Genomic DNA, 14,468 nt, shown 5'->3' with positions numbered 1-14,468 from the left:
CAGGATGACAGGATTTTTTTTACACCCGTTCCAGCACACGCCAGCCGTGGCCGGGTACCGATAATTCGTCGCCCTGCTGGAATAGTAGTTGCTGCCCGCTGAACACATCCAGCCAAGTCCCGGCTGCTTCCGACGGTAGGATAAGCGGCGTTTCCCGGACTTCGGCATTGATAACGCAGAGGACGGTTGCGCCTTCTTTCTCGCGCAGGAAGCCATACAGCTGTTCGGGACCAGGGAGGCGGCTGAAGCGGCTGGCTACGTCGCCGTTGCGCAGGGCGGGGTGGCGGCGCTTGAGCTGGAGCAGCTTGGTGTAGAAGTCCTGCAGCGGGATGGTGTACCAGCCCACAGTGTCCCGGTCGAAGAACTGCAGGCGGCGGCTAAGGGCGGCTTCCTGGCCGGTGTACACCAGCGGCATGCCAGGCAGCAGCACCGTGAGTACAGCAAACGGTAGTGCCAGCGGGCCCAGCCGCTCGTACTCGGTGCCGTCCCAGCTGTTCACGTCGTGGTTGCTGGTGAAGTGCATCAGGTACACCGAGGGCGGGTATTTAGCCCGTTCGGCGGCCAGGTACACATCAATATCCTCCAGGCGGGCCTTGCCCTCGGCAATGTGGTCGAGCAGGTAGTGCAGGCGCAGGCCGAAGGTCATATTGAAAGCCCGCTCCAGCAGCTTGGTGTCGGAGTTGAATTCCTCCCAGCTCAGGCCACCGCTGGGGTACAGCTCGTCCCACTCGGCCAGCATAAACAGCGGCTTCACCTCATCCAGCTCCAGGCGGGCCTCGTCCCAGAAATCGGTCGGCACGAGGCCGGCTACGTCGCAGCGGTACCCGTCAATATTGGCCTCGCGCACCCAATACAGCAGGGCGCCGGTCATGTAGCGGCGTAGCTCCCGGTTGGTGTAGTCGAAAGCTACTACGTCGGTCCAGTCGGCTACGGGCGGCACGAGCTGGCCGTGCGTATCGTGCTGGTACCACTCGGGGTGTTGCTGCACCAGCGGGTTGTCCCAGCTGGTGTGGTTGGCTACCCAATCCAGCAGCACGCGCAAGCCCAGGCTGTGGGCCGTCTGCACCAAGTGGCGCAAATCATCCAGGGTGCCAAACTCGGGGTTCACCCCAAAATAGTCCTGCACGGCGTACTGACTGCCCAGTGTGCCCTTGCGCTCTACCTGGCCAATTGGGTGAATCGGCATCAGCCACACAATGCTAATGCCCATGGCCGCCAGCCGGGGCAAGTGGTCCTCAAACGCCCGAAAAGTGCCCTCCGAAGTGAAATTACGCAGGTTGACCTCGTAGATGGTGGCGTTGGTGGCCCACTCCGGGTGGCGCACCCGAAACAGATGGGAGTGCGGGTGCAAGGGTTCTTCGGCAGTCATGGCATGGTCGTTTCCTGCGGTTGAACGACGGGCAGCGGTGGAGGTTCTTATTTCAGAGGTAGTACGGCAAAAGACCTGGAAAGCCAGAACATTATACTAGAATCAGACCGTCATGCTGAGCTGGTCGAAGCATCTTCTACCGCTGCGTTGCAACAGTTCAGGCGAAGCGGTAGAAGATGCTTCGACCAGCTCAGCATGACGGTTTATGGTTCACAGCGTCAGCACGCGAGATGCTTCGGCTCCGCCTCTGCATGACGTTCAATGATTCAATGACTTCTACTGCTTTAGATACTCGGCGGCGGCGCGGTTTTTGGGGTTGAGGGCCAGGGCGCGGGTGTAGTGTTGGGTGGCCAGCTTTTTGTTGCCCAGGGCGGCGTAGGTTTCTGCTAGGCTGTCGTAGGTGTTGGCGCTTTTGGGGTAAAGCTGCGTGTTGAGCTGGAACACGGCCAGGGCGTCGGTTAGCTGGCCCTGCCCCACCAGCGAGTAGCCCCAGGCATCGACAGCTGTTTCGGGCAGCTCAGCGGCGGGGTTCTGGCGGCGGACTTTGCGTAGTTCTTCATTTAGGTGGGAGAAGCCACGTTGGCGCAGGGTGCGATGCAACGCGCGCAGAGTAGGTGGCAGACCGAACCCATCGGCTACGCGCATATCGGGCAGGTAGCAGGCCGCCAGGGCATCTACAAACCGCTCGGGGTTGGCACCCTGCAGGTTGGTCAGCACCACAATGGCCAACTCATCCTGGGGGTACACGAACACGGCGGAGCGGCCCCCGCCCACCGGGGCTACGGCCGGGTGCTCGGGCCGGTCGGCCGTGGGCCAGCCCAATGCGTAGCCGTTGAGCTTACCCCCGAAGCTTTGCGTGGAGCCGTCGTTGAGGCGGCCCGGCGTCCAGAGCGTGGTAAGGCTCTGGGCCTGTAGCAGTTTTCCTTGCTGCAAGGCCAACAGCCAGCTGGCCACCTCCTGAGCCGTGGAACTCATGCCAGCCGCGGTGCGCAAGGATGGCGGAAACACCTCGAACAGATTACGCAGCTCTTTACCCCGGCGCGGCGCACCGTTCACGTACTGTGTGTAGGTGTAGCCGCGGGAGAGGTGGGGTAGCACATTATGGGCGTCGCCGAAGCTGGTACGTGGCATGCCCACCACTTGCAGCTGCCGCTGCTGGATGAACTCAGTAAATGGCTGCCCACTGAGCTGGGTGATGAGGCGGCCGAGCAGCAGGTAATTGGTCTGGTTGTAGGCAAACCGCTCCCCGGGCTTGAACTCCAGTGGCTGCTTCTGCACCTGCTGCCAGGCGGCGGCCTCGTTGTTTTCCGTCACCAACGCATCCTCGGGCAAAATATCGGGCAGTCCAGAGGTGTGGGTGAGCAGCTGCCGCACCGTAGCGGGGTGCCAGGCGGCGGGTAACTCGGGCTGGTAGCGGCCGATGGGAGCATCCAGATCCAGCTTACCAGCTTCTACCAACTGCATTACCGCCACCCCCACAAAGGCTTTGGTGATGGAGTTAAGAAAGAAGCGCGTTTGCCCGGTTACGGATACTGAATCCTGGATGTTAGCCAGGCCATACTGTCCCAGCTTCACGACTTTACCGTGGCGCACTACCGCCAGCTGCAGGCCCGGAATCCGCAGCTGCCGCATAGCCTGCTGCACTAGCATATCCACGCTGTCGGCCGGGGCAGTTTGGGTAGTAGTGGGGGCGGTTTGCGCAGCAGCGGGGGAGGCAAGGCCCAATGTCAAGAGCAAGGCGCTGCCAAGCAGACCGGCACACAGGGAACGGAAAGGCGTTTTCATAGTAGAAGGGAGTTGAGGAGCAGGTATCCGCGGTGCGGTTGCAACCGGGTAGTTGATAGGGCAGATGGACAGCTAACCGGAAGGGTTGCCCGCCGTATAGTGTGTTCCGGTAAAGTATTGGCTATCTGTGGTAATGAAATTAAAAAAGGCTCCGACTACCTAGCCAGAGCCTTTTGTATAGGCTTTTTAGACCTCTTCCACGTCCAGAACACCGGGCAGGTGAATGTGAGCTGGCAACTGACCGGTGCGAGCAAAATCCGCCCAGAACTGGCGGACGGGGCGGCCGGCAGCTTCTACCTCCGGCCAGGCTGCTTGGCCCAGCAGCGGCACGGGGGCCCAAGCTTCGGCGGAGCCAAACAGCAAGGGCAAATCAACGGTGTGGGCCCCGCCAAACTCGCTCCCCGCTGGGTGGTACCGCACCGTAAACAGGTAAGCGCGGCCGCCGGCCCGGGCGTGGCGGCGGGCAAAAGCAGCCGCCGGCCCCACATAAATACGCTGGGAACCCGCCGCAATAAGAGCCTGCACCAGAGCCGGAGCCGGCCGGGGCAGCGTGAGCAGGCGGCGTAGTGGTGGTGCAATAACGGCGAAGAACCGCAACTCGTCGGCGGTGGCCCCAATCAGCACATCGAAGTGAGTAGCTGCCGCCCGCCAGGCCGCATCGGCGGCAGCTTCGGGTGGCAAAGGAGCCGCCCCGTATTGCACTCCAAACGGCATGCCCGCCTTCAACCCCGACCACCGGGCGGCCCGCGCTGCTCGGGGCTGGGCGGCCAACACTTGTTCCAGTGGGGCATCAAGTGGGAGGGGCGCTACGGCGCCGGCCATGGCCCGGGTCATGCGGGCGCGGCCGGGGGCCAGGCCCAGCGGGGCACTGTGCAGAATCACTCGCCGGAACAGCCCGGCTGCGCCCTCGACGAGCATCAGGTGTGCAGCCGCATCGCCGCCGGAGGAATGGCCCAGCAGTGTCACGCACCCAGCATCACCCCCGAAGGCGGCAATATTGCGCTGCACCCAGCGCAGAGCGGCCAGTAAATCGAGCAGACCCAGGTTGGCGGGGGCATGCTGATGGCCCAGAAACCCTAAAATGCCCAGCCGGTAACTCACGGCTACTACTATCAGCCCCTGCTCGCGCACCAGCGGAGCGGGGTCGTAAAAGGCCAGGTCGCCAGCTCCGCTCACGTAGGAGCCCCCATGAATCCAGACCAACACCGCCCGCGCCGGACCCGTTTGGTAATCAGCCGGGGCCGTTACGGTCAGCCGCAGACAATCCTCCTCGAAGGTGCGGCCCGCCAGAGCAGGGCCCAAGGCCTCCTGCAAAGCAGGGTCGGGCACCTGGGGGCAGACCGGACCGGGGGCAATGGCCTGGCGGGTTTCGGGGTGAGCGGGCTCGTCGGTGGGGGACTGAAACCGGGCGGCGCGGGCGTAGCGGATGCCGCTGGCGCGCACCAAGCCGGCGTGGTAGTGGCCCAGGAGCGGGCCATCGGGAGTCAGGAACAGGGGAGCAAAATCAGTCATGCGGGAGGGGCAACAACGCGGCCGGAGCCGCCCTGCATACCGCCGATAGGGCCGCGGGGTTGCCGTTACGAATTCCACGGCCCTGTTAGCCCGAAGTGCTGCTCCGCTACCGGTGGCCGGCCGGTTGGTAGCGGCGCGGCTGGTACTGCACGCCCCCAAACAGGTACAGCATAATGGTGCGGGAGTAACGCAGGCTCAGCGGGGTAAGCAGCACGGCTCCTACCGCTACACTGGTCACGTACACCCACACAGCCGGGTCGTGGAGCAGGTGGTACACCAGAAAGCCCGTTATCAGCATAATGGCCGTGGAAAAAGCATAGCTGATAAACATGGCTCCCCAGTAAAAGCCGGGCTCGGGCTCGTAAGCCTGACTGCACACGGGGCAGCGTTCCGGCATTTCGGCGAAGCGTACCGGATTAAAAGCCGAATGCGTGAACAAGTGACCCTCGTGACAGCGGGGGCACCGTTGCTGCAACAGCGCCAGGGTATTTGAATCTATAGTTGCCATGCTGGATTGAGTGCTTGAGTAAGTACAGAACAAAGGTAAAACGCCCCTTACGCGGGCGTAAGAGGCGTTTCGGGGTTTGTCTGGTACAAATCAACGAGGCCAGGTGCGGTGGCAAGAGTATTAGGGAAAGGCTTTCACATGCCGGCGCTGATAAACCAGTACCATATAAATTAAGAACGTCATTCCGAGCGAAGGCGCAGCCGCAGTCGAGGAATCTCGCGTGCTGCGGTTGCCAAACTATCTGTCATGCTTAATCTGGCGTCCGCGAAGTCAAAGCATCTCTACCGCTTCGTTAGATTACTAGCCCAACCTCAGCACGCGAGATTCCTCGGCTGCGCTCGGAATGACGTACCAACCTGTTACCTGTTACCTGTTACCTGTTACCTGTTACCTGTTACCGCACTACCGGCCAGCCGGAAGGTTTCAGGGGTTTGGGTGGTGTGTTTGCGGAAGTAGCGGCCGAAGTAGGACGCATCCTCAAAGCCCAACTGGTCGGCTATCTGGGCCACGGTGGCATCGGTGTGGCGCAGCAGGCGGCGGGCTTCAATGAGTACCCGCTCCTGAATGAGGGCGCTGGCCGTTTTGCCCAGGTGACGTTTGCACAGGGCGTTGAGGTGGTTAGGGGAGAGGTGCAGCCAATCGGCGTACTGCTGCACCTCCCGTTGCTGCCGGAAGTGCTGGTTGAGCAGGCTGCCAAACTCGCGTAACAACTGCTGGGCATGGCGGGGCTCCTCCACTTGGCGCGCCGGGGCTGCGGGATACTGGCGGGCGGCTAACTCCAGACACAGCAGCAGGTACGCCCGGAAAACCTCATCCTGCTGCGGAGCCGGCGCGGTATGCTCCTGCCACATACGCTCAATGAGGGGCAGCAGCGTAGTTTCGGCGGCGGGCAAGTACAGCACTGGGGCGTGGGCGTGGTCGAAGAATGGGTACTCGAACAGGCGGTTATCGGGGTAGCGGAGCAGGTAAAAATCGGCTTCAAACAGCACCACGTAGCCCTGGGCGTCGTCGGAGAGCTGCCAGTGATGCACCTGGCCGGGCGTCATAAAAAACACGCTGCCTGGTTTTAGCTCGTAGCTGATCAGGTCGATGGTGTGGGTGCCGTGGCCCTCCGTAACGTAGAGCAGTAGGTAAAAATCGTGGGCGTGGGGTACGCTTACGCCGGGAAAATTGGCCACGTGTTGGGCCAGCCGCTCCAGGTACCACGGCCGCCGCGTCCGTCCCTGCGGAAAGGATTCAAGCGTGAGAACGGGCAGGGACATACAGCTAGGATAAGAGGGTGAGCGGGCGTGAAGGTAGGAGGCGACTAGGAAACGGCATCCCGTGTGTAACGGAAGAGTGTTGTGAGAGAGCATTAGTCAAGCTACAAGCTAGTTTCCCTCCTCAGCTGAGGAGGGGCTAGGGGTGGCTGAGAACCATTGAACACCACCTAGCTCTAGTTCTAATAATCGTTCTGTCGTTCATCAACCAGCCCTAACTCCTCCTCGTCTGAGGAGGGAAGCTAGCTTGTAGCTTTGATCTGATCTGTGGGCGCCAATTCTATTCCTCAAACCGGCGCAGGCGCTTTTTGCTGAGTTCGTAGCTGATGATGGCGGGCACGTAGAATGTCACATCGGCCAGCAGTTTGGCAGCCAGAATACCGCCGTTGCGGTTGCCTAACAGGCGGGGTAGCCATACCATTAGAGTGGGCCGAATCAGCAGGCTGTCGAGAACTTCAGCGGGGCCAAACTCCACTACCAACGCCCGCACATTTTGCCCGAAGGTGCGGCGGGTGTACCGCTGGCCGCCGCGGTGCAGCTGGCGGCGGGTCTGGCGCACATCCTGGAGCAGCAGCCAGCCGAAGTACGCCACGTTACCGGCCCAGGTACCGGCCAGCGCCGCCTGCACTTCCCGGCCTGGGGCCAGGTGCCAGGCCAGGCCCGCGCCGCCCAGCGTCGCCACCACCGACAGCCCCTCGGCCGGCAGGTAGCGGCGCATCCATTCCACGACTTTGGCTTTCATGCGGGTGGGTAAAAAGAAACGGCTGTTTTTCTGGAACCAGCCAAAGATACCGCCTCGCTCATGCAAATAACCCTCTAGGCCGTTGGTTGTGGTGCTGTGGGCCGTGGTGGCGCAGGCGCTGCTGGTGGCACATACTGGCCTGTCGCCCCGGCTCATTTCCGCCACTCTTCAGTTACCGGGTAGATAGGGCAAAGCGCCGCTGTGTCGCCCCCCCGGCGCCCAGCATTTCACTCGGTAGGGCATTGCCCTGGCAAGCGGCTTTAACTGCAACTTTAGTAGCTTTTTTCAGAATCTGGATAGCTACGCCATTCGCAACGGGTTCAAGCTGGCCTTCGATGTGGTGAGAGAAAAGGAGGGCCGTTGATAGGCCTGGGCAGCGGGAGCGGCTGCCTGGTAAGCAACTGCCGCCCCGTAGTGCCCGTGGCAACACCAGCGCCCCCGGCGGCGTACAGTTTCTGAAAACCCGTTACCGTCTCTCAATCTCACTGCCCTATGAATCATAACGCCCGCATCGAAGAAACCATCCAGAACATTTACGATGCCCTGGAAAATCACCACGACCACCCCGTAGAAAACGGTATTGGCTACATCGACGGCTGGATTTCTGCCCTCGATGGCCTCGGTGGCTCGGCCCTGACGGGGCTGCAAACCGAGCTGCGCAACCTGCGCGGCTACGTGGAGCGCGACGACCGGGCTGCCATTGCTGCCTCCCTGCAACACCTCGGCCAGGAAACCTCCCTCATTGCCCGCAACCTGCACGACAGCACCGGCGACCAGCTCCGTCACCTGGGCCAAACGCTCATCACCGCCGCCGGCAACCTGAAAGTTAGCTAGCCAATTCCGCTGCCGGATATAGAAAAAAGCCCCGACACGTAGTGTGTCGGGGCTTTTCACTGCGGGCTACCGCTTAGTGCTGCACCACGAGTTGCTGATGTAGCACCTGGCCATCCAGCACCAGGCGCAGCGTGTACACCCCGTTGGGTAGGTGTTTCACCGACAGCGGAATATCGGTGCTGGTAGCCGCCGCCAACTGCTGGCTGAGCTCCTGTACTTTCCGACCCTGGGCATCAAACAGCCAGCCCTGGGCTTTACCCGCGTACGGGCTGCTCAACCGAATCGTCAGCTGATCGGTAGCCGGGTTGGGGAACACTACGGCCGTCAGCGCGGAGGCTACGCCGGGCACCTGTACCGTACGCACCGCCGACAGCGACACGTTGCCGTTGGTATCTACCTGCCGCAGGCGGTAGTACACCACCGGGCTACCGTAGCGCGACAGGTTTGCATCCGTGAGCTGATACTCGTGCGCTTGGTTGCTGGTGCCGTGGCCCGTTACGCGGCCAACGGCTCCGAACGTACGACCATTCACGCTGCTTTCCACCTCGAAGTAGTCGTTGTTCAGCTCCTGAGCCGTGGCCCACTGCAGCAGCGCGGTGTTGGCTTTGCGCTCCGCCGTGAAGCGTACCAGCTCCACCGGCAGCGGGGAGCTACCGTAGGTGCCAATGAACGTCTGGCTGAACGAGTTAACCGGGAAGGTCACCGTGCTGGCGGCGGCGTTGGCGGCCGTAGCCGAAATGGGCGCCTCAAACGCTCCGTCGCTGTTGCTGCCCCGCTTATACAGCTTCAGGTTGCTGGGGGCTGCGGCATCACCAGCGCTGATCAGGCCCTGGTCGAGGGTGTAGGTAACAGTCGCCGTGAAGTTATTGGTATTGTAGCTGTCCACAACCCAGTAAGCCCGGGTGTGGGTGTTGCGTAGGTTTGGGTCGTTTACCTGGGTGCCCAGGGGTGTGCCCTCCAGGCGGGTTACCACCACGTCGTAGGGCGTACCCTGCACCGAGGTGAAGTTGATGGCCACATTGGTACCTGTGAACGTGTAATTGCTGGGGCTGGTAACGGATTGCAGGTTACTTACACCAGCCCCCACCGGTGCCGTGCTGGTTACCCGGGTAGCTCCTGCCAAAGTGCCCGCCGAGCCACTAACCCCGTCGATAGTGGTGGAGCCGTTGTCGTTGAACTGCACGTACGACACCAAGCCATTTTCGGAGCCCGTCAGCGTCAGGTGCTGCAGCTGGCGCAGCTCCGTTTGGCTCAGGGCCCGGTTCCACTGGCTCACCTCATCAATATCACCGGGGAAGAAGTTACTGCCCGTGGTACCAATGCTGCCGATATAGTTAACGCGGTTGCCGGCTGGGGTATCGGCTCTGTTCAGCGTCGCTTCGGCTTGGCCATTCACATATATCGTCAGCGAGTTGCCGTTGTACACCGCTGCAAGCTGGTTCCAGATGTTGGCGCTAACCGCCTGTGGACCGGTTTGAATGCTGCGTAATGCTTGCCCCGTGCCGTAGCCGGCTTCAATGCGGCCGTTACCAGTAATTGCAATGTAAGGAGCGGCCGAGTTGTCGGAGCCGTTGCCCAGCACGTAATAAGTGGTACTACCTGTGCTAACGCTGGGCTTCACCCAGGCTATTTGCGTGTATGGTGTGTTCAGTAGCGGGGCAGGCAATGCCGTGCTGGCACTGAAATCCACGTAGCCCGGGGTGCTGCCCCCCACAAAGCGCAGGGCCGTACCCGCCACGCGGCTGGTCTGTACAATCCGGCGGTTACCGGTCGGGTCCGTTACCGTTGGTATACGCACAGTGCCACCAACGGTCAAGCTCGTCAGGGTGGCATCCAGCACGCCGCTGGGCGTGGCGGTAGCGGCCACATCGTACACCAGGAAGAAGTAGTTGGTACCGGTTGTGAGCAGCTGGTTGCCCGTTACGGTGAAGGTGCCATTGGGGCTGGCCACGGCGCTGCCAAACTGGGTGTTTGTGCTCAGGGTGCCAGTTGTACCAGTGTAGTACACGCGGGCAGTAGCAATATCGGCCGGCCGGGTACTGCCATTGGTAGTGAAGGAGAGTGACGTGGCGCTGAGCGGAGCCGAAGTGCCTCCGCTAATGACTACGGCCACGCGCAGGATTTCCTGGTTCATGCTGCTCACCTGCACCAGGCTGGTGTTCGGCTGCTCGGCCGTGCTGCTGACATACGTGGCCGGGTCCAGCACCGTGAAGGTATTGGTGTTGCTGCTGGGGCTGGTATTACCGGCGGCGTCGGTGGCCGTGGCCCGCACCGTGTGGCTGCCTTGGGCCAGGGCCGTGGGCTGAGTGCGGCTCCAGTTACCGCTGGCATTGGCCGTAGCAGTACCGATGGCGCTACCGTCCACAATGACAGTTACCGTTGAATTAGCTTCCGCCGTGCCCGTATATACTGGCGTGTTGTTGGGGGTGGTGGAGCCGTTGGCGGGGGCTGTTACCACCGGCGCGGCCGGCGGGGTGGTGTCCACCGTGAAGGTGTTCGTGTTTGAGTTGCTGCTTTGCGCCGAGCCACTGCTCTGGGCGCGGGCGTATACCGTGTGCGAACCCTGAGCCAAGGGCGCAGGCTGGGTGAGGCTAAACGTGCCGCCGGCTGCGGCCGTGGTTGTGCCGATGGCCGAGCCATCGACGTACACCGTGACGAGGCTGCCAGCCGGGGCAATGCCTTGGTAGGTGGGTGTGGGTACGTTAAGCAGGCTGCCGTTGGCTGGGGCCGTTACTACCGGGGCGGCCGTTACCGGCTGCGCGTAGATGAGGCTGTACGGCGTGGCGGCGGTGTTGCCGGTGTTGTTGGCATCCACGGCGCCGTTGGCCGGTACGTTCACCGTTACGGTGCCATTGGCTGAGGGCGTTACGTTGAAGGTATAGGTAGTGCCCGCGCCCGAGAAGCCCGAGAGCGTGCCCCCCGATACGGCCACATCCGAGGCGGTAAAGCCGGTTACGCTCTGCGAGAACGTCACGGTGAAGGGCAGCGGCGAGGTGGACGTGGTGCTGCCCGAAGCGCCGGCGGTGCTGCTGATAGTAGCCGTCAGGGCCGGGGCCGTCACGCTGAACGAGGCCGAGATGAAGGGGTCGTAGGTAGGGATGTTGTTGGGCTGAATGTTGCCCACGAACACGTCGTTGACGAACACGTTCAAGCGCTGGTCGAGCGAGGTGTAATTGCGCTGGATAGCCCGGAAGCTGACCTGGTAGCTGCCTGTGGGCACGGCCAGGTTCTGCGAGATGCTGGCATTGTTGTCGCCGGCGCTCTGGATCAGGGCCACCGAGGTGCCGTCGGCCGCCGTCGAGCCGAAGTCGCCGCCGTTGCGCGAGATGCCAGCAAGGCCGGTGAAGCTCCAAAAGTCGGCTGTCACCCCATCCGCCGTTTTCTTGAAGTTGGTCGGCACGTTATTAGTTTCGAAGCTGCCGTTTTGCAGGCCGGTGGTCACGGCGCTGCCGTTGCTGGCATTGAGCACCTGCACCACGTCCACGAAGGCCGTCACGTCGCCGTTGTTGCTGGCGCTGCCCGCCGCTTGAATGCGCAGCTTGGGCGCGGCCGCAAAGCTCTTGGTGATGGTATACTGCTCACCCGCCGTGTAGGGCACGTTTGTTACCGTGGGCGAGATGCCCGTGCTGTTTTGTAGGTTCAGGGTTAGCGTACCATTGCCGGTGCCGGTATTCACCGTCACCGTGTACGTCGTGCCGTTTGTGCCGCTCACGCTGCTCACGCTGGCTCCGGTCAGGCCAGAAGTAGTCAGGTTGAAGTTGCTGACGCTTAGGCCCATCACGCTATTGGCGAAGACTACCTGGTAGCTTACCTGGGCTGTGGCGGTAGGCGTGGGCGTAAGGCGCGTTATCGAGGTAACCGTGGTGTTGGGCTGGTTGTACGTAATGCTGTATGACGCGGGGGCGGCGGTGTTGCCGTTACCAGCCGCATCCTGAGCCACGTTGGCGGGTACGGCTACCGTGGTAGCGGTGCCGGGCGTAGTAGGCGTCACCGTGAAGGTGTAGACGGTGCCAGGGCTGGTACCACTCACGGTACCGCCGGTAATCGAGCCGTTGGTTACCGTCACGTCGCCGGCCACAAAACCACTCACATTTTCCGAGAAGGTCACCATAAACGGAATGGGCGTGGTAGTGGTGCTGCTGCCCGAGGCACCGGCCGTGCTGCTGAGGGCTACCGTGGGCTGGGTTTTGTCGATGTCGTAGGCCTGGCCGCTGGTGTAGGGCAGGTTGCTCACCGTGGGCGTCAGACCAGTACTGCTGCCCAGGTTCAGCTGCAGCGTACCCGAGTTCGAGCCGGTACTAACAACCACCGTATAGGTGGTGCCCGAGCCGGACACGCTGGCCACCGAAGCGCCGCTGAGGGCACCGGTCGTCGTGAGGCTGAAATTGCCGGTTGTCAGCCCGGTCACCGGCGTGGCAAACGTCAGCGTGAACGGTACCTGGCTGGCGTTGGTGGGGTTGGTCCCGGCCCGCACGATGGACGTAACGGTAGTGGTTGTGCTGAACGTCTGCACCGCGCCGTAGCTGGTGCCCACGCTGTTGATGGCGTACGCCCGCACGTAGTAAGTAGTACCGGGCGTCAGACCGGCAATGGTTTCGGAAAAAGTGCCGGTACCGGAGCCGTTGGTGTCTTTGGTGTTGCTGATGGTGGGCGTGGTGTTGGTAGAGCTGTACACTACGCCGCGCTCCGTCACGGTGGCCCCGCCATCGGCGGTTACGTTGCCGCCGAGCACGGCGCTGTTACTCGCCACGCTGGTCGGGGTGGCCGTGGTTACGGTGGGGGCTACCTGCTGCGTACCCGTGATGCGGATGTTGTCGAAGGCCAGTTCCTCGCCGGCGTCCGAGCGCAGCTCCAGTTTAAAGTCGAGGTTGGCCGTGGCAGCTCCGTTAGGAAGGTTGAACGTCACGTCCTGCAGCGTGGTGCTGAGGGTTGCGCCGTTGCCGCTGACGGCCCCATTGGTACCGCCGCCCACGAAGGAGCCAAACTCCTGCCAGCTGCCGCCGTCGGTGCGGTAATACAGCGTAAAATAGTCACTGTTCTCCCAACCCGTGGTTGCGCCCAAGGCAATGGTGAAGCGCAGGTTGATGTAGCCGGCAGCGTTTACCGGGGCCAGCTGCAGCGTGCTGATAGGCGTGGTTGGGTTAGCCGAAACGTTGGTGCCCTCTCCGTACCAGAAGCCGCCGCTGACGCCGCCAAAGGTAGTCGAGCTGCCGGTGGCCGGGTTGGTTGTCGAGCGGAAAAAGCCGGCCCCGAAGCTGCTACTTTGAAAGCCGTTGCCGAAGTACCGGGTGCTTTCCCCGTCCGTATCAAAGTTCTCAGTGTAGTTCAGAGGTGCCGGAGCATTGAGCGTGACCATAACAGCCACGTTGCGCGAGGGGTTGTTGCTGAGCGCGCTGCCGTTGTAGGCCTGAAACTCCACCTGCCGCGTAACGCCGTTGAGCGTAGTTGTGTTGGTACTGGAATACGTCACCGAGCGTAGGGCGGCCTGGTAAGCGGCTTGGTTGGCCGGGCCGGACAGCGTCAACGTTCCGCTGCTGTTGTACGAGCCGGTGATGCCATTCTGATTGGTAAAGTTCAGCTGGTCCTGGGCCTGATAGTTGGTGATTTTGACCGTCGCGCCCGTAAGCGTGGTGGCGGAGTTGTCGGAGTAAGCAACCGTCAGCGTGTTGGTAAGCTGCACGGGCGGGCCGCCCTCAGTATAGCTCAGGGCAGTAGTGCCCAGGTTGCTCAGCACCGGCTTGGCCGTCTCTTCTAGCGTACCCGTCACCCGGATGTTGTCGAAGGCCAGCTCCGGCTCCTGGCTATCCACCACCACCTGCACGCGCAGCGCATTACCGGTGGCGGGTATATTGACGGTAACATCCTGAAAATTGGGGCCCAGCTGCGGCCCGGCAGCATCCGGAATGCTATCCAGCGGCGAGCTGATGTCCTGCTGAAACACGCCGCCACCACTGGCGTTGTTGCCCAGCAGCAAGCCAGCCGTAACAAACGCCCCGCCATCGAAGGAATACCGGATTCTGATCCGGTCAGTGTTTCGTGCGGCGTTTAAGCCACCACCGGTGGCCCCCGCGCCGCGGGGGGCCGCGAAGGCCACCTTAACCACAATGTTCTTGTAGTTCCGGGTATCGATTTCCCTAAGTGTTACGTGCCCGGCTGACCGTTCGTAAGCAAAACCGACCTGGCTCCGCGTGCCTTCCGTCACCCAGAAACCGGTTCCCTGCTGGTTGCCCAGCGCTACTTGCCGAAAAGTGGTGTAGGCTGCCCCTTGGGCAACGGTTGCCCGCTGGAAATATTCCAGATTGTTCTTCACGAACGAATTGGACGTGTAGCGGTCATTATTCCCGTCCGTCTCAAAAACCTCCGCAACTGGCATGGTCAGTTGCTGGGCCCTGACCCCGAAGGCGACAAGAAATAATAAGAGTGAGAGTATTTTTTGTCTCATATAGCTCAGATGAAGTA

At 61.8% G+C, this 14,468-nt stretch carries 8 protein-coding genes; 1 reads left to right on the top strand and 7 read right to left on the bottom strand.

Features of this window, described 5'->3' with window-relative positions; translation table 11 throughout:
* Positions 1-19 precede the first annotated feature (19 nt).
* From ABIB60_RS10360 to ABIB60_RS10335, 6 genes are all read right to left on the bottom strand, one after another.
* A complete protein-coding gene (locus ABIB60_RS10360) occupies positions 20-1,369 on the bottom strand; it encodes an alpha-amylase family glycosyl hydrolase (protein ID WP_354579678.1) in 1,350 nt (449 codons plus the stop codon).
* Positions 1,370-1,645: 276 nt separating this feature from the next.
* Complete coding sequence (locus ABIB60_RS10355) at positions 1,646-3,154, bottom strand: serine hydrolase (protein ID WP_354579677.1); 1,509 nt, start codon at positions 3,152-3,154, stop codon at positions 1,646-1,648.
* 186 nt (positions 3,155-3,340) lie between these two features.
* Positions 3,341-4,666 carry a carboxylesterase family protein gene (locus tag ABIB60_RS10350; protein WP_354579675.1) on the bottom strand — a complete coding sequence of 442 codons (1,326 nt, stop codon included), beginning with the start codon at positions 4,664-4,666 and terminating at the stop codon, positions 3,341-3,343.
* A gap of 106 nt (positions 4,667-4,772) precedes the next feature.
* A complete protein-coding gene (locus tag ABIB60_RS10345) occupies positions 4,773-5,174 on the bottom strand; it encodes a DUF983 domain-containing protein (RefSeq protein WP_354579674.1) in 402 nt (133 codons plus the stop codon).
* Positions 5,175-5,554: 380 nt separating this feature from the next.
* Entirely contained in the window at positions 5,555-6,436 is an 882-nt protein-coding gene (locus tag ABIB60_RS10340) for an AraC family transcriptional regulator (protein ID WP_354579673.1), read from the bottom strand.
* Positions 6,437-6,713: 277 nt separating this feature from the next.
* The gene (locus ABIB60_RS10335) at positions 6,714-7,175 is read right to left on the bottom strand and encodes a hypothetical protein (RefSeq protein ID WP_354579671.1); all 462 of its coding nucleotides are present in this window, start codon (positions 7,173-7,175) and stop codon (positions 6,714-6,716) included.
* 492 nt (positions 7,176-7,667) lie between these two features.
* Between ABIB60_RS10335 and ABIB60_RS10330 the strand changes: the two genes are divergently transcribed.
* Positions 7,668-8,009 carry a hypothetical protein gene (locus ABIB60_RS10330; RefSeq protein ID WP_354579670.1) on the top strand — a complete coding sequence of 114 codons (342 nt, stop codon included), beginning with the start codon at positions 7,668-7,670 and terminating at the stop codon, positions 8,007-8,009.
* Positions 8,010-8,082: 73 nt separating this feature from the next.
* On the opposite strand, the gene ABIB60_RS10325 is transcribed toward ABIB60_RS10330, so the two are convergent.
* Positions 8,083-14,451 (bottom strand): T9SS type A sorting domain-containing protein, encoded by a 6,369-nt coding sequence (locus tag ABIB60_RS10325; protein ID WP_354579669.1) that lies wholly within the window; start codon positions 14,449-14,451, stop codon positions 8,083-8,085.
* Positions 14,452-14,468: the final 17 nt, after the last annotated feature.

This window comes from Hymenobacter sp. UYP22, assembly GCF_040547285.1.
GTDB lineage: Bacteria > Bacteroidota > Bacteroidia > Cytophagales > Hymenobacteraceae > Hymenobacter.
Note: the sequence above shows the minus strand (reverse complement) of the source record. Positions and strands in the feature narration are given on the sequence as shown.